25 protein-coding genes are annotated in these 24,049 nt (G+C 74.1%); 8 read left to right on the top strand and 17 right to left on the bottom strand.

What is annotated here, in order from left to right; translation table 11 throughout:
• Positions 1–164: 164 nt before the first annotated feature.
• Positions 165–1,265, bottom strand: coding sequence for an alanine dehydrogenase (gene ald, locus ACLE50_RS04195; RefSeq protein ID WP_410941994.1), 1,101 nt, complete (start codon positions 1,263–1,265; stop codon positions 165–167).
• Positions 1,266–1,355: 90 nt separating this feature from the next.
• Here ald and ACLE50_RS04190 point away from each other — a divergent pair, with 90 nt between their 5' ends.
• The gene (locus ACLE50_RS04190) at positions 1,356–1,859 is read left to right on the top strand and encodes an Lrp/AsnC family transcriptional regulator (RefSeq protein ID WP_410941993.1); all 504 of its coding nucleotides are present in this window, start codon (positions 1,356–1,358) and stop codon (positions 1,857–1,859) included.
• Positions 1,860–1,937: 78 nt separating this feature from the next.
• Here the strand turns inward: ACLE50_RS04190 and ACLE50_RS04185 are convergent, their stop codons facing one another.
• From ACLE50_RS04185 to ACLE50_RS04160, 6 genes are all read right to left on the bottom strand, one after another.
• The gene (locus ACLE50_RS04185) at positions 1,938–2,909 is read right to left on the bottom strand and encodes a cation diffusion facilitator family transporter (protein ID WP_410942268.1); all 972 of its coding nucleotides are present in this window, start codon (positions 2,907–2,909) and stop codon (positions 1,938–1,940) included.
• 107 nt (positions 2,910–3,016) lie between these two features.
• Positions 3,017–4,234, bottom strand: a complete 1,218-nt coding sequence (gene manA / locus ACLE50_RS04180) for a mannose-6-phosphate isomerase, class I (protein ID WP_410941992.1) — start codon at positions 4,232–4,234, stop codon at positions 3,017–3,019.
• 13 nt (positions 4,235–4,247) lie between these two features.
• Positions 4,248–5,342 carry a hypothetical protein gene (locus tag ACLE50_RS04175; protein ID WP_410941991.1) on the bottom strand — a complete coding sequence of 365 codons (1,095 nt, stop codon included), beginning with the start codon at positions 5,340–5,342 and terminating at the stop codon, positions 4,248–4,250.
• A gap of 5 nt (positions 5,343–5,347) precedes the next feature.
• Complete coding sequence (locus tag ACLE50_RS04170; protein WP_410941990.1) at positions 5,348–5,566, bottom strand: Trm112 family protein; 219 nt, start codon at positions 5,564–5,566, stop codon at positions 5,348–5,350.
• A gap of 145 nt (positions 5,567–5,711) precedes the next feature.
• Entirely contained in the window at positions 5,712–7,133 is a 1,422-nt protein-coding gene (locus ACLE50_RS04165; RefSeq protein ID WP_410941989.1) for a phosphomannomutase/phosphoglucomutase, read from the bottom strand.
• Positions 7,134–7,250: 117 nt separating this feature from the next.
• Positions 7,251–7,625, bottom strand: coding sequence for a DUF3499 domain-containing protein (locus tag ACLE50_RS04160; RefSeq protein WP_410941988.1), 375 nt, complete (start codon positions 7,623–7,625; stop codon positions 7,251–7,253).
• A 100-nt stretch (positions 7,626–7,725) separates the two neighbouring features.
• Between ACLE50_RS04160 and ACLE50_RS04155 the strand changes: the two genes are divergently transcribed.
• Positions 7,726–8,199, top strand: a complete 474-nt coding sequence (locus ACLE50_RS04155) for a metallopeptidase family protein (protein WP_410941987.1) — start codon at positions 7,726–7,728, stop codon at positions 8,197–8,199.
• A gap of 91 nt (positions 8,200–8,290) precedes the next feature.
• Here the strand turns inward: ACLE50_RS04155 and ACLE50_RS04150 are convergent, their stop codons facing one another.
• Complete coding sequence (locus ACLE50_RS04150) at positions 8,291–8,524, bottom strand: WhiB family transcriptional regulator (protein WP_410942267.1); 234 nt, start codon at positions 8,522–8,524, stop codon at positions 8,291–8,293.
• A 284-nt stretch (positions 8,525–8,808) separates the two neighbouring features.
• On the opposite strand from ACLE50_RS04150, the gene ACLE50_RS04145 reads away from it, so the two are divergent.
• Positions 8,809–9,576: a site-2 protease family protein gene (locus ACLE50_RS04145; protein WP_410941986.1), complete on the top strand. Its 768-nt coding sequence runs from the start codon at positions 8,809–8,811 to the stop codon at positions 9,574–9,576.
• A gap of 30 nt (positions 9,577–9,606) precedes the next feature.
• Here ACLE50_RS04145 and ACLE50_RS04140 read toward each other — a convergent pair whose 3' ends face one another.
• The 6 genes from ACLE50_RS04140 to ACLE50_RS04115 are packed head-to-tail and all read right to left on the bottom strand — an operon-like array spanning position 9,607 to position 15,550.
• A complete protein-coding gene (locus tag ACLE50_RS04140) occupies positions 9,607–10,152 on the bottom strand; it encodes an NUDIX hydrolase (RefSeq protein ID WP_410941985.1) in 546 nt (181 codons plus the stop codon).
• 6 nt (positions 10,153–10,158) lie between these two features.
• On the bottom strand, positions 10,159–11,583 hold the full coding sequence (locus ACLE50_RS04135) for a coenzyme F420-0:L-glutamate ligase (protein ID WP_410941984.1): 1,425 nt from the start codon (positions 11,581–11,583) through the stop codon (positions 10,159–10,161).
• Complete coding sequence (cofD, locus tag ACLE50_RS04130; protein ID WP_410941983.1) at positions 11,576–12,595, bottom strand: 2-phospho-L-lactate transferase; 1,020 nt, start codon at positions 12,593–12,595, stop codon at positions 11,576–11,578. Before cofD ends, ACLE50_RS04135 begins: the two co-directional genes overlap by 8 nt.
• 30 nt (positions 12,596–12,625) lie before the next feature.
• Positions 12,626–13,555 (bottom strand): DNA-3-methyladenine glycosylase family protein, encoded by a 930-nt coding sequence (locus tag ACLE50_RS04125; RefSeq protein ID WP_410941982.1) that lies wholly within the window; start codon positions 13,553–13,555, stop codon positions 12,626–12,628.
• Positions 13,556–13,557: 2 nt separating this feature from the next.
• A complete protein-coding gene (gene manB / locus ACLE50_RS04120) occupies positions 13,558–14,628 on the bottom strand; it encodes a mannose-1-phosphate guanylyltransferase (protein ID WP_410941981.1) in 1,071 nt (356 codons plus the stop codon).
• Positions 14,629–14,662: 34 nt separating this feature from the next.
• Entirely contained in the window at positions 14,663–15,550 is an 888-nt protein-coding gene (locus ACLE50_RS04115) for a glycosyltransferase family 2 protein (protein WP_410941980.1), read from the bottom strand.
• 348 nt (positions 15,551–15,898) lie between these two features.
• Here ACLE50_RS04115 and ACLE50_RS04110 point away from each other — a divergent pair, with 348 nt between their 5' ends.
• The 4 genes from ACLE50_RS04110 (at position 15,899) to ACLE50_RS04095 (ending at position 19,850) form a co-directional block, all read left to right on the top strand.
• Positions 15,899–17,425 (top strand): LCP family protein, encoded by a 1,527-nt coding sequence (locus ACLE50_RS04110; RefSeq protein WP_410941979.1) that lies wholly within the window; start codon positions 15,899–15,901, stop codon positions 17,423–17,425.
• Between the two features lie 40 nt (positions 17,426–17,465).
• Positions 17,466–18,203, top strand: coding sequence for a TIGR03089 family protein (locus ACLE50_RS04105; protein WP_410941978.1), 738 nt, complete (start codon positions 17,466–17,468; stop codon positions 18,201–18,203).
• Positions 18,204–18,277: 74 nt separating this feature from the next.
• Complete coding sequence (gene ilvA, locus ACLE50_RS04100; protein WP_410942266.1) at positions 18,278–19,513, top strand: threonine ammonia-lyase IlvA; 1,236 nt, start codon at positions 18,278–18,280, stop codon at positions 19,511–19,513.
• A 64-nt stretch (positions 19,514–19,577) separates the two neighbouring features.
• The gene (locus ACLE50_RS04095) at positions 19,578–19,850 is read left to right on the top strand and encodes an MSMEG_0570 family nitrogen starvation response protein (protein WP_410942265.1); all 273 of its coding nucleotides are present in this window, start codon (positions 19,578–19,580) and stop codon (positions 19,848–19,850) included.
• Positions 19,851–19,859: 9 nt separating this feature from the next.
• Here ACLE50_RS04095 and ACLE50_RS04090 read toward each other — a convergent pair whose 3' ends face one another.
• Both ACLE50_RS04090 and ACLE50_RS04085 read right to left on the bottom strand, forming a co-directional pair.
• On the bottom strand, positions 19,860–20,816 hold the full coding sequence (locus ACLE50_RS04090) for a squalene cyclase (RefSeq protein ID WP_410941977.1): 957 nt from the start codon (positions 20,814–20,816) through the stop codon (positions 19,860–19,862).
• A gap of 187 nt (positions 20,817–21,003) precedes the next feature.
• Entirely contained in the window at positions 21,004–22,158 is a 1,155-nt protein-coding gene (locus tag ACLE50_RS04085) for an acyl-CoA dehydrogenase family protein (RefSeq protein WP_410941976.1), read from the bottom strand.
• Between the two features lie 58 nt (positions 22,159–22,216).
• Between ACLE50_RS04085 and ACLE50_RS04080 the strand changes: the two genes are divergently transcribed.
• Positions 22,217–22,954: a TetR family transcriptional regulator gene (locus ACLE50_RS04080; RefSeq protein ID WP_410941975.1), complete on the top strand. Its 738-nt coding sequence runs from the start codon at positions 22,217–22,219 to the stop codon at positions 22,952–22,954.
• Here ACLE50_RS04080 and ACLE50_RS04075 read toward each other — a convergent pair.
• Positions 22,893–23,843 (bottom strand): hypothetical protein, encoded by a 951-nt coding sequence (locus tag ACLE50_RS04075; protein ID WP_410941974.1) that lies wholly within the window; start codon positions 23,841–23,843, stop codon positions 22,893–22,895. The genes ACLE50_RS04080 and ACLE50_RS04075 overlap by 62 nt on opposite strands.
• Between the last annotated feature and the right edge of the window lie 206 nt (positions 23,844–24,049).

Here is a 24,049-nt window from a genome sequence, read left to right as displayed (position 1 = left end):
GAAGCTACGACCGCGACGAGTGCCGCGTCACGCGTCCGGGTACAGATTTCGGGTCACAATCAGGTTGCATTGCGATTTGCCCGTTTTGCGGGACCGTGTCCGGGAATGCCGGAATCCCGGATCCGCGGTTGCGGATCCGGGACCGGCGGAGAGCTCGGGCGGGGTCAGACCGTGCCGACCTCCAGGCCGTGCGCGTCGGCGACCTCGGCCGAGAGCAGCGTGCCACGGTGGGTCGACAGACCGTTCGCCAGGGCGGCGTCGGTGCGCGTCGCCTCCTCCCAGCCACGGTCGGCCAGGCGCAGCACGTAGGGCAGCGTCGCGTTGGTCAGCGCCCGGGTGGAGGTGTGCGGGACCGCGCCGGGCATGTTGGCGACGCAGTAGAAGACCGTGTCGTGGACGGCGTAGGTCGGCTCCGCGTGCGTGGTCGGCCGCGAGTCGGCGAAGCAGCCGCCCTGGTCGATCGCGATGTCGACCAGGACCGCACCCGGGCGCATCTGCGAGACGAGCTCGTTGGAGACCAGCGTCGGAGCCTTGGCGCCCGGCACCAGCACCGCGCCGACGACGAGATCGGCGTTGGTGACGGCCTCGCGGACCGAGAGCTGGGTGGAGTAGACGGTGCTGACCCGGCCGGCGTAGCGCTCGTCGATCGCGCGGAGCTTGTCGATGTCGATGTCGAGCACGGTCACCTTGGCGCCCATGCCCGCGGCGATGGCGACGGCGTTGGCACCGGCCACACCCGCACCCAGCACGACGACGTCGGCGCCGGGGGCGCCGGGGACACCGCCCATGAGCACGCCGCGGCCGCCGGCCGAGCTCATCAGGTGGTACGCGCCGGCCTGCGGGGCCAGCCGCCCGGCGACCTCGCTCATCGGGGCGAGCAGCGGGAGCCTGTTGTCGGCGGTGCGGACGGTCTCGTAGGCGATCGAGGTGGTGCCGGCGAAGAGGAGCGCGTCCGTGCACGACCGGGACGCGGCCAGGTGCAGGTAGGTGAACAGCGTCAGGTCCTCGCGCAGGTACCCGTACTCGGCCTCGATCGGCTCCTTGACCTTGAGCAGCAGCTCGGCCGAGGCCCAGACGTCGGCCGGGTCGGCGAGGATCTCGGCACCGGCGGACTTGAAGTCCGCGTCGGAGATGGCCGAGCCTGCGCCGGCGTCGTGCTCGACGAACACCTCGTGGCCGCGCTGGACCAGCTCGTGGACGCCGGCCGGGGTCAGGGCGACCCGGAACTCGTTGTCCTTGATCTCCTTGGGCACTGCGATGCGCATGTCGTTCTCCGTCCGCTCGGGTTGCGGACAAGAATGAAGATCCAGCGGTACCGTGCCAACGTTATCGCTGAAGATTCTCGAGGAGGCAGCATGACCGAAACATCTTCATCGGCCTCCCGGTCAGTGCCCGGCGCGCCGAACGACGTTCGGCTCGACGCGACCGACCGCGCGCTGCTGCGCCTGCTGGAGCAGGACGCCCGTACCCCGAACAACGCGCTCGCCGAGGCCGTCGGCATCGCGCCGTCGACCTGCCTGGGGCGGATCCGGGCGCTGCGCGAGCGCGGGGTCATCCGCGGCTACCACGCCGACGTCGACCCCGCGGCGACCGGACATCCGTTGCAGGCCATGATCTCCGTCCGCCTGCAGGCCGACGCCCGGGACCGGCTCGCCGAGTTCGTCGACCGGGCCGGGCGGCTGCCCGAGGTCCGCGACGTCTACTTCCTGGCCGGTGAGGACGACTACGTCCTGCGGGTGGCCACCGCCGACACCGCGGCGCTGCGCGACCTGGTCGGCGCGCTCAACTCCTACCGCGACGTGGCCGGGACCCGGACGGCGCTGATCTTCGAACACCACCGGGCCCCGCACACCTACTGACCCGGCGACCGGCACCGGAACGGCGCCGAGCACCTGTCCGGATCGGCGCGAGAACACGGCGGGACCGGGCGGAGCCGGTCAGCTGTCCTGCGCGACGGCCTCGCCCTCGCGGTCGATCTGGTTACCCGGCTCGGAGGCCGCGCTGCGGTCCAGGTCGGGCTCCAGGTAGATCTGCCGGGCGATCGGGACCTGCGCGCGCACCCGGGCTTCGGCCTCGTCGATCTCGCGGGCGACCTGCTCGACCGGCATCCGCGGCGTCAGCGCGATCTTCGCCGCGATCAGCAGCTCCTCCGGCCCGAGGTACTGGGTCTTGATGTGGATGACGCGGACGACGTGGTGCCCGGCCTCGAGCGCGTCGACGATCTTGTTCACCTCGGTGGGCAGCGCACCCTCACCGATGAGCAGGCTCTTCATCTCGATCACCAGCACGACCGCGATGATCCCGAGCAGGGTGCCGATGCACAGGGTGCCGATGGCGTCCCAGACCGGGTTGCCGGTGAGCAGCGTCAGCCCGACGCCGAGCAGGGCCAGCCCCAGACCGATCAGCGCACCGAAGTCCTCCAGCAGCACCACCGGCAGCTCCGGGGCCTTGGCCTGCCGGATGAACAGCCACCAGCTGCGCCGGCCCTTGGTCTTCTTCGACTCCCCGACCGCGGTGAAGAACGAGTAGCCCTCCAGGCAGACCGCCACGACCAGGATCGCGATCGCGATGATCGGCGAGCTCAGGTCCTCGGGCCGGCCGAGCTTCTCGATGCCCTCGTAGATCGCGAAGACCGACCCCATCGTGAACAGCAGCAGCGCCACGACGAAGGCGTAGAAGAACCGGTTGCGGCCGTAGCCGAACGGGTGCTCCGGGGTCGCCGTGCGCTCGGCGCGCTTGCGCCCCAGCAGGAGCAGCCCCTGGTTCGCGGTGTCGGCGACCGAGTGCACCCCCTCGGCGAGCATCGAGGACGCGCCGGTGAGCGCGAAGCCGATGAACTTCGCCACCGCGATCCCCAGGTTCGCGGCCAGTGCCGCCAGGATCGCCTTGCTACCGCCCTCGGCCGACAAATGGGCCTCCCCCGTGGTCACCGATCGTTGCGGCGAGCACTGTAGCGGGACCGGGGGAGCCGGCACGGGCGGAACCGCCGGGCGGCGGCCCGGCACCCGGCGGGAACCTAGAGCGCGTCCCCGGCCAGGAAGACCGTGGCGCCGTCGTCACCGCTGGCCAGCACCCCGCCGACGTCGGACGCGGCCAGGAACACCGCCGCCCCGCGGGGCAGCTCGACGGTCCCGTCCGGGCCCTCCACGGTCGCCTCGCCGTCGGTGCACAGCAGGATCCGGGCACCGCTGCCGGGCAGGTCGAGCTTGTCCCGGCCGTCGAGGTCGGCACGGCGCAGCAGGAACTCCTCCACCTCGACGGCGTAGCGCCGCCAGCCGGTCGCGTCCGGGTCGTCGACGGGCTCGCGCACCGGCGGCGGCGGGGCACCGAAGTCCAGCACCCGCAGCAGCTCCGGGACGTCGACGTGCTTGGGCGTCAGCCCGCCGCGCAGCACGTTGTCCGAGTTCGCCATCAGCTCGATGCCCGCCCCGGACAGGTAGGCGTGCAGGTTCCCGGCGGGCAGGAACAGCGCCTGCCCGGGGGACAGGGTGATCCGGTTGAGCAGCAGCGCGGCCAGCACACCGGCGTCGTCGGGGTAGCGCTCGGACAGGTCCAGCACCATCCGCGCCTCGCCTGCCCACTCGCCTGCCCCGCGCTCCAGCAGCCGGACCGCACCGTCCTGCAGGGCCGGGACGAGACCGTCGAGCACGGACTGGGGCAGCGTGATCCAGGTCGTGAACAGCGCGCGCAGGCCGTCCGGGTTCGGCTGGCCTGCCAGCAGCTCGGTGTGCGAGGCCAGCTCGGGCACCGCGAGGGCCTGCAGCAGCTCCACCGTGCGCGCCGGCTCCCGGAACCCGACGAGCGCGACGAACTCGGTGAGCGCGCAGATCAGCTCGGGCTTGTGGTTGGCGTCGCGGTAGTTGCGGTGCGGCGCGTCGACGGCGATCCCCGCCGCGTTCTCCCGCGCCCAGCCCTCCTGGGCCTGGGCGAGGCTGGGATGCGCCTGCAGGCTCAGCGGCTCGTCGGCGGCGAGCACCTTGAGCAGGAACGGCAGCCGCCCCTCCCAGCGGTCCCGGCCGTCGCCCAGGGCGGCGTCCGGGTCGGCCGCGATGAGCTCACCGAGCGGCCGGGGGCTGCCCCCGGCCGGACGCACCAGCGACGGCGCGCCGGGGTGGGCCCCCAGCCACAGCTCGGCCTGCGGGTGCGGGGACGGCACGGGCTCGCCGAGCAGCTCGGCGATCACCGTCCGCGACCCCCAGGCGTAGGTCCGGATCTGGTTCTCCAGCAGTTCCACGGGTCCCCCGAGGTCAGACGCCCAGGCCACCGCGGGTGGCCAGGCCCAGGTAGACGGCGGCGATGTCGGCCCGCAGCGCGAGCAGGCCGGCGCGCAGCAGGACCGCGTCGCGGCTCCCGCGCGGGATCTCGTCCACCGGATGTGCGAGGTCGGCGTTCGGCCACTCCCGGCCGAGGAGGCGGCGGCTGACCTGCTGCGGGTCCTCCTCGCCGGTACCGAGCAGCACCAGGCGGGGCGGCGGCGCGGCGGCCGACGGCTCCGGGTCGTCGAACGGGTCGGCGAAGATGTCGCTCTCCCGCTCGGACAGGTCGACGGCGACGCGCAGCCCGGCCAGCGTGCCGGCCTGGCCGAGGTCGGAGGCCTGCGCGACGACACCGGCGTGCGCGGCCAGCGCGGTCGCCCCGTGCCGGGCGATGGCGGCCGCGGCCAGGTCGGCGCCCCACAGCAGCGGGGTGCGCTCGGCGAAGCGCAGCGCCAGCGACTTGGCCGGGTTCACGAACGGCTCGTGGCCGGGCTGGCAGCGCTCGGCCTCGGCGTCGAGGGCGTCGGCGAGATGCTCCAGCCCCGCCTGCGGCACCGGGGAGATCAGCTCCAGCTCCGACACCACGACGAGCGCCACGGCCAGCGCCTGGGCGAACCCGAGGCCCTCGGGCAACGGGATCCGCGGCTCGACCAGCCGGACCCGTCCGGCCCCGGCCTGCGACACCGGGCCGCCGTCCGGTGCGGACAGCACGACCTCGGCGCCGCGGCGGCTCGCCAGCTCCACGGACTCGGCCAGCACGGGGTCGGTCGGGTCCGCGGTGTGCGCGACGACGACGTCGAGCGGCCCGATCCAGCCGGGCACCCGGTCCGACTGCACCACCGGCACCGGGCAGCGGTCCCCCAGCAGCGCGGTGACCAGGTCGCACACCGCCCCGGAGACGCCCGGACGGCTCAGCAGGACCAGCGCCCGCGGGCGGTGCCCGGCGAGCCGGTCCACGCCCGCCTCGCCGCACGCGTGCACCGCGGAACGCACCTGGGCGCCCGCGGTCGCGGCGGCACGGAGCACGCCGGTGGAGTCCCGGGAGGCGAGCTCACCGGGATCGGCCAGGAGGGTGTCGTCGAGCACCGGCGTCACCCGTCGTGCCCGACGGTCTTCCCCGGGGCCGGGGAGCCCGGGCCGGTTCCCGGGAGGGCGGCGTCGAGCAGGAGCACCGGGATGCCGTCGGTGACCGGGAACGCCCGGGTGCACGCGCCACAGCGCAACGTCTCGTTCTCGCTGGTCAGGGACGCGTGCTCGTCGCACGGGCACGCCAGGATCTCCAGCAGCTGGGGGTCGAGCTGTACGGCCACGGTTCTCCTCGTCGTCACGCCTGCAGGGTCGATGCTGCCACCGCTCGGCGTCGTCGCGCGGGGGCCGACCGGGTACGGCCGCGGTGAATCCGGCTCCGGATCGATCCGGAGCCGCTGTCGGACAGCCGCTCGGGGCCACGTCCGCTCAGGACCGGACGATCTCCAGGACCTCGTCCCGCAGGGCGGCCACGGCGGCGTCGTCGGCGGCCTCCACGTTGAGCCGCAGCAGCGGCTCGGTGTTGGAGGCGCGCAGGTTGAACCACGAGCCGTCGGGCAGCGACACGGTCAGGCCGTCGAGCCGGTCGAGCTCGACACCGTCGCGGGCACCGTAGATCTTCTCGATCTCGGCGACCGTGGCGGCCTGGTCGGTGACCGTGGAGTTGATCTCACCGGAGGCGGAGTAGCGCTCGTAGGACTCCATCAGCCCGGACAGCGTCGCGTTCTCGCCCGCCGCGCGGTGCTCACCGAGCGCGGCCAGCACGTGCAGCGCCGCGAGCATCCCGGAGTCGGCCTTCCAGAAGTCGCGGAAGTAGTAGTGCGCCGAGTGCTCGCCACCGAACACGGCACCGGTCTCGGCCATCGTCTGCTTGATGAACGAGTGCCCGACCCGGGTGCGGACCGGGCGGCCGCCGCGCTCGGCGACCAGCTCGGGCACCGCACGGGAGGTGATCAGGTTGTGGATCACGCAGACGTCGGTCTCGCCGCGGGCCGCCGCCTTGTCCAGCTCGCGGGCCGCGACCAGCGCGGTGATGGCGCTCGGGCTGACCGCCTCGCCGCGCTCGTCGACGACGAAGCAGCGGTCGGCGTCGCCGTCGAAGGCCAGGCCCAGGTCGGCGCCCTCGGCGACGACGGCCTTCTGCAGGTCGACCAGGTTGGCCGGGTCCAGCGGGTTCGCCTCGTGGTTGGGGAAGGTGCCGTCGAGCTCGAAGTACAGCGGCACGACGTGCATGCCGAGCGTCTCGAACACGGTGGGGACGGTGTGGCCGCCCATCCCGTTGCCTGCGTCCACGACGACCGTGAGCCCGGCACAGCCGGCCAGGTCGACCAGGCCGCGCAGGTAGTCGGCGTAGCCGTCGCGCAGGTCCTCGGTGCGGACGGTGCCGGGAGTGCCGTCGAACGCCGGGATGCCGTCGTCGAGGAAGCGGCCCGCCTCGTCGCGGATGGTCGCGAGCCCGGAGGACTGGCCGATCGGCACGGCGCCGGCGCGGCACAGCTTGATGCCGTTGTAGGCGGCCGGGTTGTGGCTGGCGGTGAACATCGCGCCGGGCAGGCCGAGCGTGCCGGAGGCGAAGTAGAGCATGTCGGTGCTGGCCAGGCCGATGTCGACGACGTCGAGGCCCTGTCCGGTGACGCCCTCGGCGAATGCGGCCGCCAGCCGCGGTGAGGAGTCGCGCATGTCCCGGCCGACGACGACCGCAGGTGTTCCCGCGGAGTCACCGGGGCCGGGGTCGGATGCGACGAGCCGCGCGGTCGCCGCGCCGAGGGCGCGTGCGGTCCGTTCGTCGAGCTGCTCGCCGACGACACCGCGGATGTCGTAGGCCTTCACGATCGCCGAGAGGTCGGGCACGACACACGACCCTAGCGCAAGACCGTCACCCGTCCGCGCTCATCTCACGCGTGTGAGCGTCCGGCCACGCGCGGTACCGCGATCAGGAGCGGATCAGGAGTGGTGGCGGGTGGCGGATCAGGAGTTGCGGCTGTCCTCCGAGGGCGCCGGTAGCGCCCGCAGGTGCCCCCGCCGCCCGTTGCCGCCACCGTTCCGGGCCACCACCTCGACCGGCCGGTCCCCCCGTCCCGCCTCGCGGACGGCGTCCGCGAGCGCGGTCAGCTCCTCCGTCGCGTGCTGGGGCGGTGTGAACTCGCCCTCGAACCGGACGACCTCCCAGCCGCGCGGCGCGGTCAGGCTCTGCGCGTGCGCGGTGCAGAGGTCATAGGAGTGCGGTTCGGCCTGGGTGGCCAGCGGGCCGACGACGGCGGTGGAGTCGGCGTAGACATAGGTGAGCGTGGCGACGGCGGGCTCGGTGCAGCCCGTCCGCGAACATCTCCGCACACTCAACACACTCCGGACGATAGCCCCTCGGGTTCCGCACGCCGCACTGCGACGCGCGCCCGGCTCGGTCGGGCCCGGTCCGGGCGGGTGTACGCCTAGAATCACCGGGGTGTCCACCGCCCACCGTCTGCTGCGCCGTACCCCGCGCCGCCGCGACCGCCGCGGCCGAGGCCTGCGCGGGCTGATGTACCCGGTGACCACCCCCGCCTTCCGCACCCGCGCCGAGCGCTTCGACGCCAAGGTGCTGGAGGCGCTCGAGCCGATCGAGTCGCGGTGGGGGCCGGAGATCGCCGACCTGGACCTGGCCGTGGACGACGTCCCGGCCGTCGACACGACCTCGCCGGACGAGGTCGCGTGGGGCACCGGCGTCCTCGCCGACGCCACCGTGCCGCTGGCCCAGCTGGTCCCGGCCGGGGTCGACTCGGCGGGCCTGCCGACCCGCGCACGGATCGTGCTCTACCGCCGTCCGCTGGAGGCCCGGGCCCGCAACGGTGAGGACCTCGCCGACCTGGTGCACGAGGTGCTCGTCGAGCAGGTCGCGGAGTACCTCAACATCGAGCCCGACGCCGTCGACGGCGGCTGAGCCCGGCCCCGCACACGACGACGCCCGGGCCACCGCGTGGTGTCCCGGGCGTTCGTGGTCTGTTTCCCCCCTGTGGGAAGCGGTGGTCCGCTCAGACCGCCGCTCGGCGCAGCCGTCGGCGCTCCCGCTCGGAGAGCCCGCCCCAGATCCCGAAGCGCTCGTCCTGCGCCAGGGCGTACTCCAGGCACTCGGCCCGGACCTCGCACCCGGAACAGATCCGCTTCGCCTCGCGGGTGGAGCCGCCCTTCTCCGGGAAGAACGCCTCCGGATCGGTCTGGGCGCACAGCGCACGTTCCTGCCACTCCGGGACCTCGTCGCCGGACATGTCGTCCAGCAGCAGCCCCTTCAGGTCCAGAACCTGTGCATCGTGGCCCTGCTCGCCGCGATGTGTGTCCATCGCGACGATGTCGTGCTCCATGCCGGCTGTTTCCGCCGGCCGCAGCATCCGCATGAAACCCTCGACGTCGTCCACTCGCCCACCTCCCCGCAACGCTTCGGCGAATGACACCGCTGTAAGTACAGCGCTGACGTTCCATGATGGCAAGCTCGCTCTTCCGAATGAGTGAAGCCTCCCGCGCGTTTGTTTGGGCCGTCCGGGACGATGGGTACATGGCATCCCCGGCTCTGCGCGTCAGCCCCTTCTTCCTGATCCTTCTGGGTGTGACGGCCGTCGGCGGGGTGTTCTCGGTGCTGGGGGCCTCGTGGGGATCCAGCGCCGCGGTGATCGGCGGCATCTTCGTGCTCGTGGTCGGCGGCTGGGCCGTCTCGCTGTGCCTGCACGAGTACGGCCACGCGATCGCGGCTTTCCGCGGCGGTGACCGGTCGGTGGCCGCGAAGGGCTATCTGACCCTGGACATCCGCCGCTACACCGACGTCGGCTACTCGTTCGTCCTGCCGCTGGTGATCTTCCTGATCGGCGGGCTGCCGCTGCCAGGCGGCGCGGTGTGGATCCAGCAGGGGGCGTTGCGCAGCAAGGGCTGGCGCAGCGCGGTCTCGTTCGCCGGGCCGCTGGCGAACCTGCTGCTGGGGATCGTGCTGACCGTCGTCGTCGGCGCGGTGCCGATGCCGATCCCGCTCGCCGCCGGGCTGTCCGCGCTGGCGTTGTTCCAGGTCGTCGCGTTCGTGCTGAACATGCTCCCGGTGCCCGGCCTCGACGGCTACGGCGTGCTGGAGCCCTACCTGTCGCGGCCGGCCCAGGAGCTCGGCGCCCGGGTGCGGCCGTGGGCGCCGCTGGCGCTGCTCGCGGTGCTGCTGTTCGTGCCGGGGGTCGGCGGTGCGTTCTTCTCCGCCGCCCAGTCGCTCTACGGCGCCGTCGGCGGCAACACGAGCCTGGCCGGCGCGGGCTACCAGGCGCTGTTCTTCTGGCGGTATCTCTGAGCCTCCGGCGGGACCTCTGAGCCTCCGGCGCTACGGCCGCACCGGCGCCGGTGCGGCGGCCACCATGGTCGCGACGGTGTCGCTGTCGGCCGGCAGCGCGTCCACCGGCCACCAGCGCAGGTCCAGCGACTCGTCGCTGATCACCGGCTGCGCACCGGCCGGGGCACGTACGAGGTAGCGCACGTCGAGGTGGCGGGTCGGGACGCCGCCGGAGCAGGTGACGGCGTGCACGTCGACGTGCAGCGGGTGCTCGCCGATCTCCAGCCCGCTCATCCCGGACTCCTCGGTCGCCTCGCGCAGCGCGGCCGCCCGCAGGCTCTCGTCGCCGGGCTCGCAGTGCCCGCCCAGCTGGATCCAGCGCCCGACGCGCGGGTGCAGGGTCAGCAGGGTGTGCTCGCCGGTCGCGTCGACGAGCAGCGCCGACGCGGTCAGGTGCCCGGGCGCGCAGGAGCGGTCGCAGGCGTCGTCGGGGCGGGCGTCGAGGAACGCCAGCAGTGCCTGCTTGAGCGCGCGCTGGGCCTCCCCGGGCGGGTCCCATGCGTCGAGCTCACGGGTGGCGGTCGCGGTGGCTACCAACGGGTCTCAGCGCTCCAGCAGGGCGTCGGCGGGGTCGCGCGGGCTGCGTGGGGTGAGCGGCTCGGCCGGGACACCGACCGCGACCGCGCCCAGCGGGGCCCAGTCCGCAGGCAGGTCCAGGGCGTCGCGCACGACGTCCGCGGCGAAGATCGTCGACCCGACCCAGCAGGACGCCAGGCCCTCGGCGGCCAGCGCGACCAGCAGCGACTGCACGGCCGCTCCCCCGGCGACGGTGAACATGTCCCGCTCGGCGGCGTCGCGCGGGTCCGTGCCGGCGGCGTCAGCGGAGCCGGCGGGGCCGGCGGGGCCGGCGGGGCCGGCGCCGGAGTAGGTGTGCATGCCCTCGCCGGTGCGGAACGCGAGCACCACCTCCGGCGCGCGGCGCAGCAGCTCGCCGCGGGCGAGCCGGCGTTCGATCTCGTCGGCCGGCCGTCCGTCGGCGGCCAGGTCGGCGCGCCAGCGGTCGGCCAGCGCGTCGAGCACGGCCGTGCGGCGGGCCGGGTCGCGCAGCCACACGAACCGGAACGGGGTGCTGTGGTGCGGGGCCGGCGCGGTCAGCGCGACGCCGACCGCGCGGCGCAGCGCGTCGGCGTCGACCGGGGCCTCGGCGGGGTCGGCGAAGTCGCGGGTGCTGCGGCGCAGCAGGACCGCCTCACGGTGGCCGCGAGCCAGTGCCTCCTCGGTCCCGAGCCAGAACAGGTCGTCCTCGACCGGGCGGACGAGATCGCGGGCGACGGAGCCGTCGTCGTCGAGGGCCATGCCGCGCACCACGGCGACCGGCAGCGAGCCGAGCTTGCCCTTCACCAGGTCCGCGGCGGCGGCGATCTCGTCGGCGAGCGCGATCTCGGTGACGAGCAGGTCGTTGCCCTGACCGTCGACGGCGCCGCCGTAGCGGTGCAGCACCGGCACGCCCGCGGAGCCGATCGCGACGTCGGTCTGCCCGACCCGCCACGTCCGTCCGAGGGTGTCGGTGACGACCACGCCGACGGTCACCCCCAGCCGCTCACGCAGCCCGTCGCGCAGCGCGGCGGCGCTGGCGTCCGGGTCCGCGGGCAGCAGGGCGAGCTCGTCGCGGCGGACGTTGGAGCCGTCCACCCCGGCCGCGGCCTGCACGATCCCGAGCTTCCCGGCGACGATCAGCGTCTTGCCGCGGCGGGCCAGGATCCGCTCGGTCTCGCCGTCGATGAGCCTGCGGCGCAGGGCGTCGCGCTCGTCGTCGTCGACCGGGGCGGCGACCAGGCGACCCTCGGTCTTGGAGAACACCTTCGAGGTGACCACGACGACGTCACCGTCGCGCAGCGACGGCATCGCCTCGGCCAGCGCGGCGGTGAGGTCGTCGCCGGGACGGAACTCCGGCAGCCCCGGGACACCGAGGACCTCCAGCGACTCCGATGCGTGGTCGGCGAACGCCGGGTGTGCGGGCTCAGACACGCACGCCGGCCAGGTCGAACGCGGCACGGGCCATGTCGGCGGTCGCCTCGTGGTCGGTCATCAGCAGCGGCACCTCGCGCACGGTCGCACCGGGCACGGTCGCGGTGTCGCCGGTGTGCACCAGGTAGCCGTCGAGCAGGCCGCCCTCGCCGCGCCCGCCGTAGTGCCGCCCGACGCCCTCGGCGCTGGTCTCGACGCCGATCGCGGACAGGCAGGCGTCGGCCATGCCGCGCACCGGGCGCCCGCCGACGATCGGCGAGAGACCGACGACCGGGGCCGGGGTCGCGGCGAGCGCCTGCGGCACACCGGGAACGGAGATGATCGTGCCGATCGACACGACCGGGTTCGACGGTGCGACCAGCACGACGTCGGCCTCGGCGATCGAGGCGCGGGCCTCGGGCAGGATCGCGGCGCGGTCCGCGCCGACCGAGGCGAACCGGTACGCCTTCGGCGCGGCCCGGTGCTTGATCCACCACTCCTGGAAGTGGATCGCGACCTGCGGCGGGGTCTCCTCGCTCGCCTCGGCCCCGCCGTCGAGCTCGGGGTTGTCGATCACCACATGGGTCTCGACGCGCTCGTCGGAGGCCGGGAGCAGCCGCACCCCGGGCTGCCAGCGGTGACACAGCGCCTCGGTGACCTGCGAGAGCGGGTAGCCCGCGCGCAGCATCCGGGTCCGGACGAGGTGTGTGGCGACGTCGCGGTCACCCAGCCCGAACCAGGTCGGCTCGGCGCCGTAGGCCTCGAGCTCGGCCTTCACCGACCACGTCTCGTCGGCGCGGCCCCAGCCCTTCTCGACGTCGATGCCGCCGCCGAGGGTGTACATGCAGGTGTCGAGGTCGGGGCAGACCCGCAGCCCGTGCAGCCAGATGTCGTCGCCGACGTTCACGACGGCGTCGACGGAGTGCGGGTGGTTCTCCGGGCCGGGCCCGACGGGCGGCAGCCCGAGCGCGAGCTTGACCCCTTGCAGGAAGCGGGCCCCACCGACCCCGCCGACCAGTACGGTGACCTTCACGCGACCGACCCTACGACGCGCATCCGCAGGTCACATCGCCCGGTAGTCGCGGGGTGAGAAGCGCGGCCCGAACCGCGGCCGCCGGAATCCGGACGCCTCGACGTAGCGCACCGCCCGCTGCCGCTGCGGCGCGTACGGAGCGAGCACGTCCAGCAACCCGGCGTCGTCGAGGTCGTGGCCGAGCAGCGCCCAGCCGACGGTGCTGGGGATGTGGAAGTCGCCGAAGCTGACCGCGTCCGGGTCGCCCCAGACCCGCTGCGCGACCTCCGCCGCGGTCCACACACCGATGCCGCGGACCCGGCGCAGCAGCACCCGGCCCTGCTCACCACCGACCCGGGCGGCGTCCTCCAGGCGGTGCGCGACGAGGGCGGCGTGCAGGATCGCCGACCGCCGTGCGTGGTCGACCCCGGCCCGGTGCCACTCCCAGACCGGGATCTCCCGCACCCGTCCCGGGGTGGGCGGGGTACGCATGCCGTGCGGGACGACACCCCCGGGTCCGGGGGCCGGCTCGCCGAACCGCCGGGCCAGCTCGCGGAACGAGCGGTGCGCCTCGACGCCGGTGACCTTCTGCTCCAGCACCGCGGGCAGCAGCGCGTCCCACACCCGCCCGGACGAGCCGAGCCGCAGCCCGGGGCGGCGGCGCACCGCGTCGGCGACGACCGGGTGGTGCGCGGCGAACGCCGACGGGTCGTCGTCGGCGCCGAGCAGCGACGGCAGCCGGTCCAGCTCCCAGCCGGCGCCGGGCCCCCAGCCGGTGGCACGGACCGTGCCGTGCTCCCCGCCGTCGGCGCGGCGGCGGATCGCGACCGTCGCCGGGCCGTCCGGGGTGGTGGACGCCCGCCAGATCACGCCGCCGTCGCCGGCGGTGCGCCACGTCGGGTCGCCCCGGCCGCGGCGCAGCGGGGCGAGCACGCCGTAGAGGTCCAGCAGGAACGGCGGCCGCCACTCCCGGTCGAGCACGGTTACACGTCCGGGGAGAACCGGACTCCGTGCGGCGGCAGCGCCACGTCCGGCCAGATCCGCATGTTGTTGCGCAGCTCGCAATGCGCACCGATCACGGCCCGGTCGCCGACGACGGTGTCGCGCACGCTGGCGCCCTCCTCGACGACCGCACCCGCGCCGATCACCGAGCTCTCCACGACCGCCCCCGGCCCGACGACGGCGCCGTCGAAGAGCATCGAGCCCTCGATCCGCGCCCCGGAGCCGACCCGCGCGCCGCGGCCGACGGTGCTGCCGCCGAACACGAACGCGTCCGGGGCGACCTCGGCGTCGTCGAGGACCATCGCCTCGCCGGTCGGGCCGGGCAGCGCCGCCGACGGGGCGACGCCGCGGACCAGGTCCGCCGAGCCGTGCACCAGGTCGCCGGGGGTGCCCATGTCACGCCAGTACGCGACGTCGACGTGGCCCTGGACGCGGCGGCCCTGGGCCAGCAGCTCCGGGAACGTCTCGCGCTCCACCGACACCGGGCGCCCGTCGGGGATCTCGTCGATGATCTCGCGGCGGAAGACGTAGCAACCGGCGTTGATCTGGTCGGTCGGCGGGTCGTCGGTCTTCTCCAGGAACGCGGTGACCCGCCCGGTCGGGTCGGTCGGCACGCAGCCGAACGCCCGCGGGTTCTGCACCCGCACCAGGTGCAGGGTGACGTCGGCCGAGGTCCGCCGGTGCGTCTCGAGGACGGCGTTGAGGTCGGTCCCGGCGAGCACGTCCCCGTTGAAGATCATGACGTGCTCGGCGGACAGCTTCGGGGCGACGTTGCGGATGCCCCCGCCGGTGCCCAGCGGCTCGGTCTCGGTCACGTAGGTCAGCTCCAGCCCGAGCGCCGAGCCGTCACCGAAGTGCTCCTCGAAGGTCTCGGCCAGGTAGCTGGTGCCCAGCACCACCCGCCGGATGCCGGCCTCCCGTATTCGGGACAGCAGGTGCGCCAGGAACGGCACACCCGCGGTGGGCAGCATCGGCTTGGGCGCCGACAGCGTCAGTGGCCGCAGCCGGGTGCCCTTGCCCCCGACCAGTACGACCGCCTCGACGTCCTGCAACGCGGTTCCCCCTCGGTCTCTCGTGTTCGGCCGCTCAGCGGCCCGCCCGGGCCGCGGCGATCCGGGATCGGACGGCCAGCCCGGCACGCAGTGCGGCGCGCAGCGGTGCGTCGGCCGGCCGGGCGTGCCGGTCGGCCAGGTAGCGGTAGGCGCTGCGGTGGTGCTCGGCGAGCATCCGCGCCGACACCTCCGGCCTGCCGGTGGACACTCCGCCCACGTGCACGACCTCGGACGAGGGTACGTACACGTTTCGCCATCCGGCCCGGCCCAGGCGGTCGCCCAGGTCGACGTCCTCGAAGTACATGAAGTAGCGCGGGTCGAACCCGTCGACGGAGTCGAACGCGCTCCGGCGCAGCAGCAGGCACGAGCCGGACAGCCAGCCGGCGTCGCGCTCGCTGACGTCCTCGGTGCTCCGCCGGTACGCGGTGCTCCACGGGTTGCCGGGCCAGACCTGCCCCAGCGTGGCGTGCCCGGCCCCGGCGACCAGCGACGGGACCTGCCGTGCCGACGGGTAGACCTCACCGGAGGGCTCCCGGATGAGCGGGCCCAGCGAGCCCGCCCGCGGGTAGCGGCGACCGGCGTCGAGCAGCACGTCCAGCGCGCCGGGGCGCCACTCGAGGTCCTGGTTGGCGACGACGACCCAGCCGTACTCCGGCCCGAGCGCGGCCACCCCGCGGTTCGCAGCGGTGCCGTAGCCGACGTTCTCACCGATCTCGACCAGCTCGACGTCGTCGTGCTCCGCGGCCACGCGCTGCGGCACGCCGTCGCCGGAGGCGTTGTCGGCGAGCACGATCCGGACGGGTCCGGACGACGCGGCGCGGGTCGAGGCGACGAACGGCTCGAGCATGTCCCCGGGCCAGTAGGTCACGACGACGACGGCGACCCGGTCGCCGTACGCACGCTGCGGATCCTGCGGCTGCACGGGCCCGAACCTAGCGAGGGCCCGCCGGGCCCGGTCGGGCGGGACCGCCCGGTCGGCGGAGCGTGGACACGAACGTCACACTCAGTGATCATGATCGGGGGCTCCGGCGCGGCCCCGAGCCCGGGTCGCAAGCCCGCGACCAGCGGCGACACCGGGTGTGACGCGATCACCCTCAAGTTCCGGCGTGGTCGGAGGACCGGGTCACGACCTCGACACGCCTTCCCGTTCGGCCCACGGGGACGGCCGGGATGTTGCACCCTGAACGACGACACTCCGTGATCCGGCCGGCGTCGAGCCGGGTCCCGAGCCGTCTTCACCGCCGTTCCGAGCCCCCGAGGAGGCAGCAGCGTGCGTTCCGCCCCGTACCGCTCCGCCCCGGCCCGGGACCCCCGCGGCACCCGCGGGAGCCGTGTGCTCCACCGGTTCCGGGTGGCGGTCGCGACGCTGTCGGCGGTCACGATGCTGGTGACCGGCGGGGCGTGGCTGCTCTACCGCGACGTCACCGGCGGGATCAGCACCACGAACCTGCTCTTCGGCGGCTCGTCGGGCGGGGACCAGAACATTCTGCTCGTCGGCGTCGACAGCCGGACCGACGCGCAGGGCAACCCGCTGCCCCCGGAGGTCCTGGCGCAGCTGCACAGCGGCGCGGAGTCCGGCGTCCTCAACTCCGACACGATCATCGTCGTGCACGTGCCGTCGGGCGGCGGCAGCGCGACGGCGTTCTCCATCCCGCGCGACTCCGAGGTCGCGATCCCCGGGCTCGGCACCAACAAGATCAACGCCGCGTATCCGCAGACGAAGGCGCAGGCCGCGTCCCGGCTCAGCAGCCAGGGCGTCGCCGACTCCCGGCAGCTCGACCAGCAGTCCTCGCAGGAGGGCAGGCAGGCGCTGATCGGGGCGGTGCAGGACCTGACCGGGCTCGGCGTCGACCACTACGCCGAGGTCAACCTGCTCGGCTTCCACAACCTGACCCAGGCCATCGGCGGCGTCGACGTCTGCCTGAAGGCCCCGGCGAAGGACGCGTTCTCCGGCGCGGACTTCCCGGCGGGCCCGCAGACGATCTCCGGCACGCAGGCGCTGTCGTTCGTCCGCCAGCGCCACGGCCTCGCCGCCGGGGACCTGTCCCGGATCAAGCGCCAGCAGGTGTTCCTGGCCGCGGTGGCGCACAAGGTGCTCTCGTCGGGGACGCTGACCGACCCGTCGAAGCTGTCGGCGCTGATCGGTGTCGTCCAGCAGTCGGTGGTGATCGACAGCGGCTGGGACGTGCTCGGCTTCGCCCGCCAGGCCTCCGACATCGCCGGCGGCCAGATGAACTTCCTGACGATCCCGACCGGCCCGCCGCACGACTCGGGCAAGGGCGACGTGCTGAGCGTCGATCCGGGCCAGGTCCGGGACTTCGTCACCCGGCACACCGAGGAGCAGCCCGCCACCCGCCAGGCCGCGCAGGCGGTGCCCGACGAGGCGCCTGCCGCTCCCGCGCGGAAGGCGGCGCCCGCCGAGGCGGCCGGGCCGGTGACCGCCGACGTCGGGAACGGGTCGGGCCGCACCGGGCTCGCCGCGGGCGTCGCGGGGGTCCTGGGGCAGAACGGGATCGCCACCGGCCAGGTCGGCAACGCCCCGGACCGCACCACCTCGGTGGTCCGCTACGGCGCGGCCGACGGCGACGCGGGCGCCCGCAAGGTCGCCGGTGCACTCGGCGGGATCGGCGTCGAGCAGTCCGAGGGCGTCGCCCCGGGCCGGGTGCAGGTGCTGATCGGCACCGACTACCACGGCCCCGGGGACTCCGGCGCCGGTGCGCCCGCCGCGGGCGGTGGAGCCGGCGGCGCGCCCTCCGCACCGCCGATCACCGCGGGCGGGGTGCCCTGCATCGACTGACGGCTCGGCCGCGGGGTCGGATCGGCTAGCGTCGCGTCCGATGAGCCCCGTCTTCGGTACCGACCTGTTCCTCACCGACGCGCTGCTCGGCCCGGCCATGGCCGACGCGGCCAAGCCGCTGCTGACCTACTACGACGACGCCACCGGCGAGCGCGTCGAGCTGTCCGGCGTCACGACCGCGAACTGGGCGGCGAAGTCGGCCAACCTGCTGCGCGACGAGTGCGACGTCGAGCCGGGCGTGCGGGTCGCGTCGCTGCTGCCCGCGCACTGGCAGACCGCCGCGGTGCTGCTCGCGCTGTGGTCCTGCGGCGCCGAGCTGACGAGCGCCCCGTCGTCGGCGGAGTGGGTGCTCACCGACGCGGCGCACCTGGACGAGGCGCTGGCCGCCGGCGCCGAGGGCGTCGTCGCGTTCTCCCTGGACGCGTTCGGCCGGGGGATCCCCGACCTGCCCGACGGCGTCATCGACTACGCCACCGAGGTCCGCCCGCACGGCGACGAGTTCGTGCCGTGGGACCCGGTCGGGCCCGACGCACCCGCGTGGGACGGCGCCACCGGCGCCCAGGTGCTCGACGCGGCCCGTGAGCGCGCCGCAGCGCTGTCCTTCTCCCCCGCCGCCCGCGTGCAGTCCACGCTGGCCTGGGACACCCCGGACGGGCTGCGCGACGGCCTGCTCGCCGTCCTCGCCGCCGGGGGTTCGCTGGTCCAGGTGGCCCAGCCGGAGATCACGCGGCTGGAGCACAAGGCGGAGAGCGAGAACGTCACCGTCCGGATCGGCTGAGCGGGCCCGCGCGAGCCGCCCCGCCGCGCGTGAGACTCTGGACGATCGTGAGCACCATCGAGCCCGGTACCCGGGTGAGCGCGCGGGACGTCGACGACGCGGCCGAGCGCCTGCGCGCCGTCATCGGCCCGACCCCGCTGCAGCTCAACCCGCGCCTGTCCGACGAGCTCGGCGGCGAGGTGTGGGTCAAGCGCGAGGACCTGCAGCCGGTCCGCTCCTACAAGATCCGCGGGGCGTACAACCTCATCGCCGAGCTGCCCGAGCAGGCCCGCGCGGCCGGGGTGGTGTGCGCCAGCGCAGGCAACCACGCCCAGGGGGTCGCGTTCGCCTGCAACCGGCTCGGAGTCAAGGGCCGGGTGTACCTGCCCGGGACGACGCCGCGGCAGAAGCGCGACCGCGTCGCCCGGCTCGGCCGCGACGCCGTCGAGGTGCGGGTGGTCGGCAACACCTACGACGAGGCCGCCGCCGCGGCCCGCGCCGACGCCGAGTCCACCGGCGCGACGCAGGTGCCCGCGTTCGACGACCCGCGCACCATCGCCGGTCAGGGCACGATCGCCCGCGAGATCCTGGCCCAGCTGGCCGACCCGCCGGACGTGCTGGTCGTGCCGGTCGGCGGCGGCGGGCTGCTGTCCGGGGCGATCACGTACCTGCGCGAGCACGCGCCGTCGACCCGGATCGTCGGCGTCGAGCCGGCGAGTGCGGCGAGCATGGCGGCCGCGTTCGCCGCCGGGGAGCCGGTGGAGCTGGACCGGATCGACCCGTTCGTCGACGGCGCCGCCGTGCGCAAGGTCGGCGCCGACACGTTCCGGATCGCCCACGACGCGGGCGTCGAGCTGCTCGCGGTGCCCGAGGGCCGGATCTGCGTCGAGATGCTGTCGCTCTACCAGTCCGACGGGATCATCGCCGAGCCCGCGGGCGCGCTGTCCCCCGCGGCGCTGGGCCTGCTCGACATCCCGCGGAACGCGACGACGGTCTCGCTGATCTCCGGCGGGAACAACGACGTCAGCCGCTACGCCGACATCGTCGAGCGCGCACTGGTGTACGAGGGCCGCAAGCACTACTTCCTGGTCGAGTTCCCGCAGGAGCCCGGTGCACTGCGCCGCTTCCTCGACGACGTCCTCGGCCCGGACGACGACATCACGCTGTTCGAGTACACCAAGCGCTCCAACCGGGAGACCGGCCCGGCGCTGGTGGGCATCGAGCTGGGTGCGCCGGACGACCTGCCCGCGCTGCTCAAGCGGATGGAGGAGGCTCCGCCGCACATCGAGCAGATCCCGCCGGACAGCCCGCTGTTCGGGTTCATCCTGTAGCCGGTGTCGCACAGCGGCAACGTGCGGGTAATGCCCGGCGCCTAGCGTCGGTGCCGTGCCCGAGATGACGTTCGACGTCCGCTGGCCGGACGGCACCGAGGTCAGCTACTACTCGCCGTCGCTGGTCGTGGAGGAACACCTCGCGACCGGCACGGCGTACCCGGTCGCCGACTTCGTCGCCCGCAGCCGGACCTGCATGGAGATCGCCGACGCACGCGTGCGGAAGAAGTACGGCATCGGCTGCGCGCAGTCGGTGCGGACCATCGCGCTGATCAGCGCCGCGGCCCGCCGGTTCGGTCCGGACGACGAGGTGCTGGTGGAGAGCTTCCGGCGCTGACGGGCACGCTCACCGGTCCCACCAGTCCAGGACCCGGGTGGCGTACAACGTCAGCCACGGCGACGGCTCCCCCGCGGGCACGTCGACCTCGAACCACATCTCGCCGGGGTCCCGCTCGCCCTGCACCCAGAGCCCGTCCGGGCCGCGGGCGGCGCGCACGAGCTCGACCGCCTCGCTCAGCCGCGGGTCCCGGGGACCGCCGTCGAGGGCGTGGGCGCGGCGGAAGTAGTCGGTGCCGCGCAGCGCGTCGTGCCGCCAGCGCAGCGGGTAGGCGAACCGGTCGACGTCCGGCAGCGGCGCGCGCTCGCCGGTCGAGAGCCGGTACAGCAGCCGCCTGGCCAGCAGGTACTCCTCGCCGCGCTTCCGGGCTGCACGGGTGGCCTCGGTCCCGCCGGTCCGTTCCTCGTAGGTCAGCAGGCCGATCAGCGAGTTGAGCGTCGAGTGGAACGACGACCGCGTCGCGCCCTCGACCCACTCGCAGTTCCAGCCGCCGTCGTCGAGCTGGTGGGTGGTGAACCAGGCCGCGTTGGCGCTCATGTCCCGGCCGAGCCAGAGCCCGTTCGCGACCGTGAACGCGTTGATGCAGCAGTCGACCTCGCCGTCCCAGTAGGGCAGGTCGTCGTACTCCCAGCGGCAGGACTCGAGCTTCTCCGACGTCCCGGCGAGCGCGTCGGCGGCGACGCCCCACTCGCGCAGCGCGTTGAGCGACCAGGTCGTCGCGGTCCACGGCTGGCCGGGCACCGTCGGCTGCTCCACCGGGAAGTACGCGCCGCCCGCCCAGGTGCCCTCGGGGTCCTGCCGGGCGAGCAGCCGCGCACCCATGCCCTCGGTCGCCGTCCGGGTGCGGGTCGCCTCCCACACCTGCGGCGGCGCGCCGGCGAGATCGCGTTCGACCTGCCAGCGCAGCGCCGGATCGGTGTCGAGGAGCCGGTCGAGCAGCGGGTCACGCGTCGCGCCGTCGGTCACGGAGCGACAGGGTGTCAGCCTCCGGTGTTCCGCGCCAGCAGCCGGCCGCATCCGCCCCGCGCCCGTCCGAGCCGTGACACCACGGCGCACGCTCACCGGCTCCGCGTCCGGTGGCATCGACGGGGAAGGTGTACGCCCGGGATCCCGGCCGCCGTCGCGGGTCGCGGGTCCGCGGACTCGGCGGGGGTCAGGCCAGCAGGTTGCGTGCCATGACCAGGCGCTGGATCTGGTTGGTGCCCTCGTAGATCTGGGTGATCTTCGCGTCGCGCATCATCCGCTCCGCCGGGAAGTCGCGGGTGTAGCCCGCGCCGCCGAGCAGCTGGACGGCGTCGGTGGTCACCTGCATCGCGGTGTCGGAGGCGAAGCACTTCGCGGCCGAGGAGATGAAGCCCAGGCCGGACTCGCCGCGCTCGGCACGGGAGGTGGCGACGTAGACCAGCTGGCGCGCGGCCTCCACCTTCATCGCCATGTCGGCGAGCATGAACTGCAGGCCCTGGAACTCGGCCAGGTGCTTGCCGAACTGCTTGCGCTCCTTGATGTACTGCGTCGCGACGTCGAGCGCGCCCTGCGCGATGCCGACGGCCTGCGCCCCGATCGTCGGGCGGGTGTGGTCGAGGGTGCGCAGCGCGGTCTTGAAGCCGGTGCCCTCGTCACCGATGATCCGGTCGGCCGGGATCCGGCAGTCCTCGAAGTGGATCTCGCGGGTCGGCGAGCCGTGGATGCCGAGCTTGCGCTCCCTGGACCCGACGACGAACCCGGGATCGTCTTTGTGGACCACGAACGCCGAGATGCCGTTGGCCTTCTTCTCCGGGTCGGTGACGGCCATGACCGTGTACCAGGTCGACTCGCCGGCGTTGGTGATCCAGCACTTGGTGCCGTTGAGCACCCACTCGTCGCCCTCGCGGCGCGCGCGGGTCCTCATCGCAGCGGCGTCGGAGCCCGCCTCGCGCTCGGACAGCGCGTAGCTGATCATCGCGTCGCCGGAGGCGATCGACGGCAGCACCTGCTTCTTCAGCTCGTCCGAGGCCGACAGCAGGATCGGGGTCATCCCCAGCCCGTTCACGCCCGGGATCAGCGACGACGACGCGCAGACCCGCGCGACCTCCTCGATCACCAGGCAGCCGGCGAGCTCGTCGGCACCCTCGCCGCCGTACTCCTCCGGGATGATCACGGCCTGGAACCCGGCCTTGGTCAGCGCGTCCCGCGCCTCGACCGGGTAGCGGCCTTCCTCGTCGACCTCCGCGGCGTACGGGGCGATCTCCTTCTCCGCGAGGTCGCGGACGGCCTCCCGCAGCGCCTGGTGCTCGTCGCTGAGCCTGTAGCTGTCGAACTCGGTGTTCACGCCGCCACCATAACGGCACTCCGTGCCACCAACAAGGGTGATTGCTACCCTGAGTGCCATGACGACCACCGCGTCCGGGCCCCGCCGTGGCCGGTCCCCGGAGGCCCGCGCGGAGGTCCGCCGGGAGCTGGTCGCCGCCGCGGCCCGGCTGTTCACCGAGCACGGCTACGACGAGACCACCGTCGACGACATCGCCGCTGCTGCCGGGGTCGGGCGCCGGACGTTCTTCCGCTACTTCCGCGGCAAGGAGGACGCGCTGTCCCCCGACCACGAGCTCGGCCTCGCCCGGATCGCGGAGGTCTTCGACGACGCGCACCCCGACGAACCGCTGCCGTCACTGGCACTGCGTGCCGCGGAAACCGTGTTCGAGCTCTACACCGACGACCCGGAGGTCGCCCGGCTGCGGTTCGCACTCGTCGGCTCGGTCCCGGCGCTGCGCGACCGCGAAGCCGCCTCGGTGCACCACTACCGGCGGCTGTTCACCCGTGAGCTGACCGCGCGCCTGGCCGGGGAGCCCGACGGCGAGCTGCGCGCCGCGGTGACGGCCGCCTCCCTGGTCGCGGCGCACAACCAGGCGTTGCGCCGCTGGCTGGCCGACGGCGCCCGCGACACCGACGTCCCCGGCGCCATCGAGCACTTCCGGCGGGTCGCGCCGATGCTGCCGCTGGACACCCCGCCCGCCGACACCCCGCCCGCCGACACCCGGCCGGTCACCGGCCCGGATCTGGAACAGGTCACCCGGCGGCTGGAGCGGGCGGTGCAGGCGCTGGAGCAGCAGGCGCACCCGGCCGGCTGAGCGCCACCGCCGTCGCGCCTCCCGCCAGCAGCACCAGCACCCCGGCCGCGGCGAGCGTCGCGGTGTCCGGCGCGGCCAGGGACTGCCCGCGGAACGCCTGCCACGTGGTGATCGCGAAGACCCCGGCGCAGACGAGCACCGCGACCCCGGTCAGCCGGGCGCGCAGCCGCTCGTCACGCAGCCGCGGCACCCGGCGGGCGAGGATCGCGAGCCCGACCGCGACCAGCACGAGCACCTGGATCGAGTGCAGCCCGACGAAGTGCGGGACCCGCAGGTCACCGCCGGTGGTGCTCCAGTTCGTCAACGGCATCCCCGCCCCGTCCGGGCTCCCGACGCCGTGTGCACCGGCGAGGGTGACCGGGCGGCCGTAGGCGTCGGGCACGGTCCGCCGCGCGCCCGCCCCGGCGATGGCGAACGCGACCGCCATCCCCGCCGTCGCCAGCAGCAGCCCGGCCCGCAGGGCCCGGGTGAGCGCGGCGTCTCCGACCCGCTGCACCAGCAGCAGTACCGCGATCACCAGGCTGACGCCGAACATCCCGAGCACGCCGGAGGTGAACACGGTCTGCCCGATCGCGTTGACCGGGTCGGTGTTCGTGTTGAAGTGGCTGTAGGTGCCGCGGGCGGCCTGCAGCGCGATGAACCCGACGTCGACCACCGCGGTCGCGGCGAACAGCGTGCCCAGCCACCAGGCGGTACGGCGGGCCCGGCGCAGCCGCGGGACCAGCACGGCCAGGGTCAGGCCGTAGACCGCGAACGAGACGGCGAACTTGAGCGATTTGGTCCAGACCGACGTGTCGAGCAGCGTGCGGTCGTCGACGATCAGCCCGATCCCGGCGACGACGGCCAGCCCGGCCATCAGTGCCGACATCACGGTCAGCGGACGGTGCATGGCTCCCCCTCGGTGCGCTGTGTGTGCACCGAGCGTGGCCCGCGGCACGTCCGCGGTCACTGGAGCGGGCACCCGCCCCGGCCTGCGGTTCTCCCCCTCGGGGATCCCCTAGGGGCAGACCCCCGGACATGCGTGATCCCCGGGACCGAGAGCTCGGAACCCGGGGATCACGGGTGACTGCCTGGGATTCGCCGGCACCACACCGG

It is taken from the genome of Pseudonocardia phyllosphaerae (assembly GCF_046546475.1).
GTDB classification, from domain to species: domain Bacteria; phylum Actinomycetota; class Actinomycetes; order Mycobacteriales; family Pseudonocardiaceae; genus Pseudonocardia; species Pseudonocardia phyllosphaerae.
Note: the sequence above shows the minus strand (reverse complement) of the source record. Positions and strands in the feature narration are given on the sequence as shown.

Excerpts from the sequence above, each read along its gene's own strand:
- ACLE50_RS04080 (WP_410941975.1), top strand. The coding sequence starts at position 22,217 with ATGACGACCACCGCGTCCGGGCCCCGCCGTGGCCGGTCCCCGGAGGCC.
- ACLE50_RS04150 (WP_410942267.1), bottom strand. The coding sequence starts at position 8,524 with ATGTCCGGCGACGAGGTCCCGGAGTGGCAGGAACGTGCGCTGTGCGCC.
- ACLE50_RS04105 (WP_410941978.1), top strand. The coding sequence starts at position 17,466 with ATGAGCCCCGTCTTCGGTACCGACCTGTTCCTCACCGACGCGCTGCTC.
- ACLE50_RS04190 (WP_410941993.1), top strand. The coding sequence starts at position 1,356 with ATGACCGAAACATCTTCATCGGCCTCCCGGTCAGTGCCCGGCGCGCCG.
- ACLE50_RS04145 (WP_410941986.1), top strand. The coding sequence starts at position 8,809 with ATGGCATCCCCGGCTCTGCGCGTCAGCCCCTTCTTCCTGATCCTTCTG.
- ACLE50_RS04095 (WP_410942265.1), top strand. The coding sequence starts at position 19,578 with ATGACGTTCGACGTCCGCTGGCCGGACGGCACCGAGGTCAGCTACTAC.
- ACLE50_RS04075 (WP_410941974.1), bottom strand. The coding sequence starts at position 23,843 with ATGCACCGTCCGCTGACCGTGATGTCGGCACTGATGGCCGGGCTGGCC.
- ald (WP_410941994.1), bottom strand. The coding sequence starts at position 1,265 with ATGCGCATCGCAGTGCCCAAGGAGATCAAGGACAACGAGTTCCGGGTC.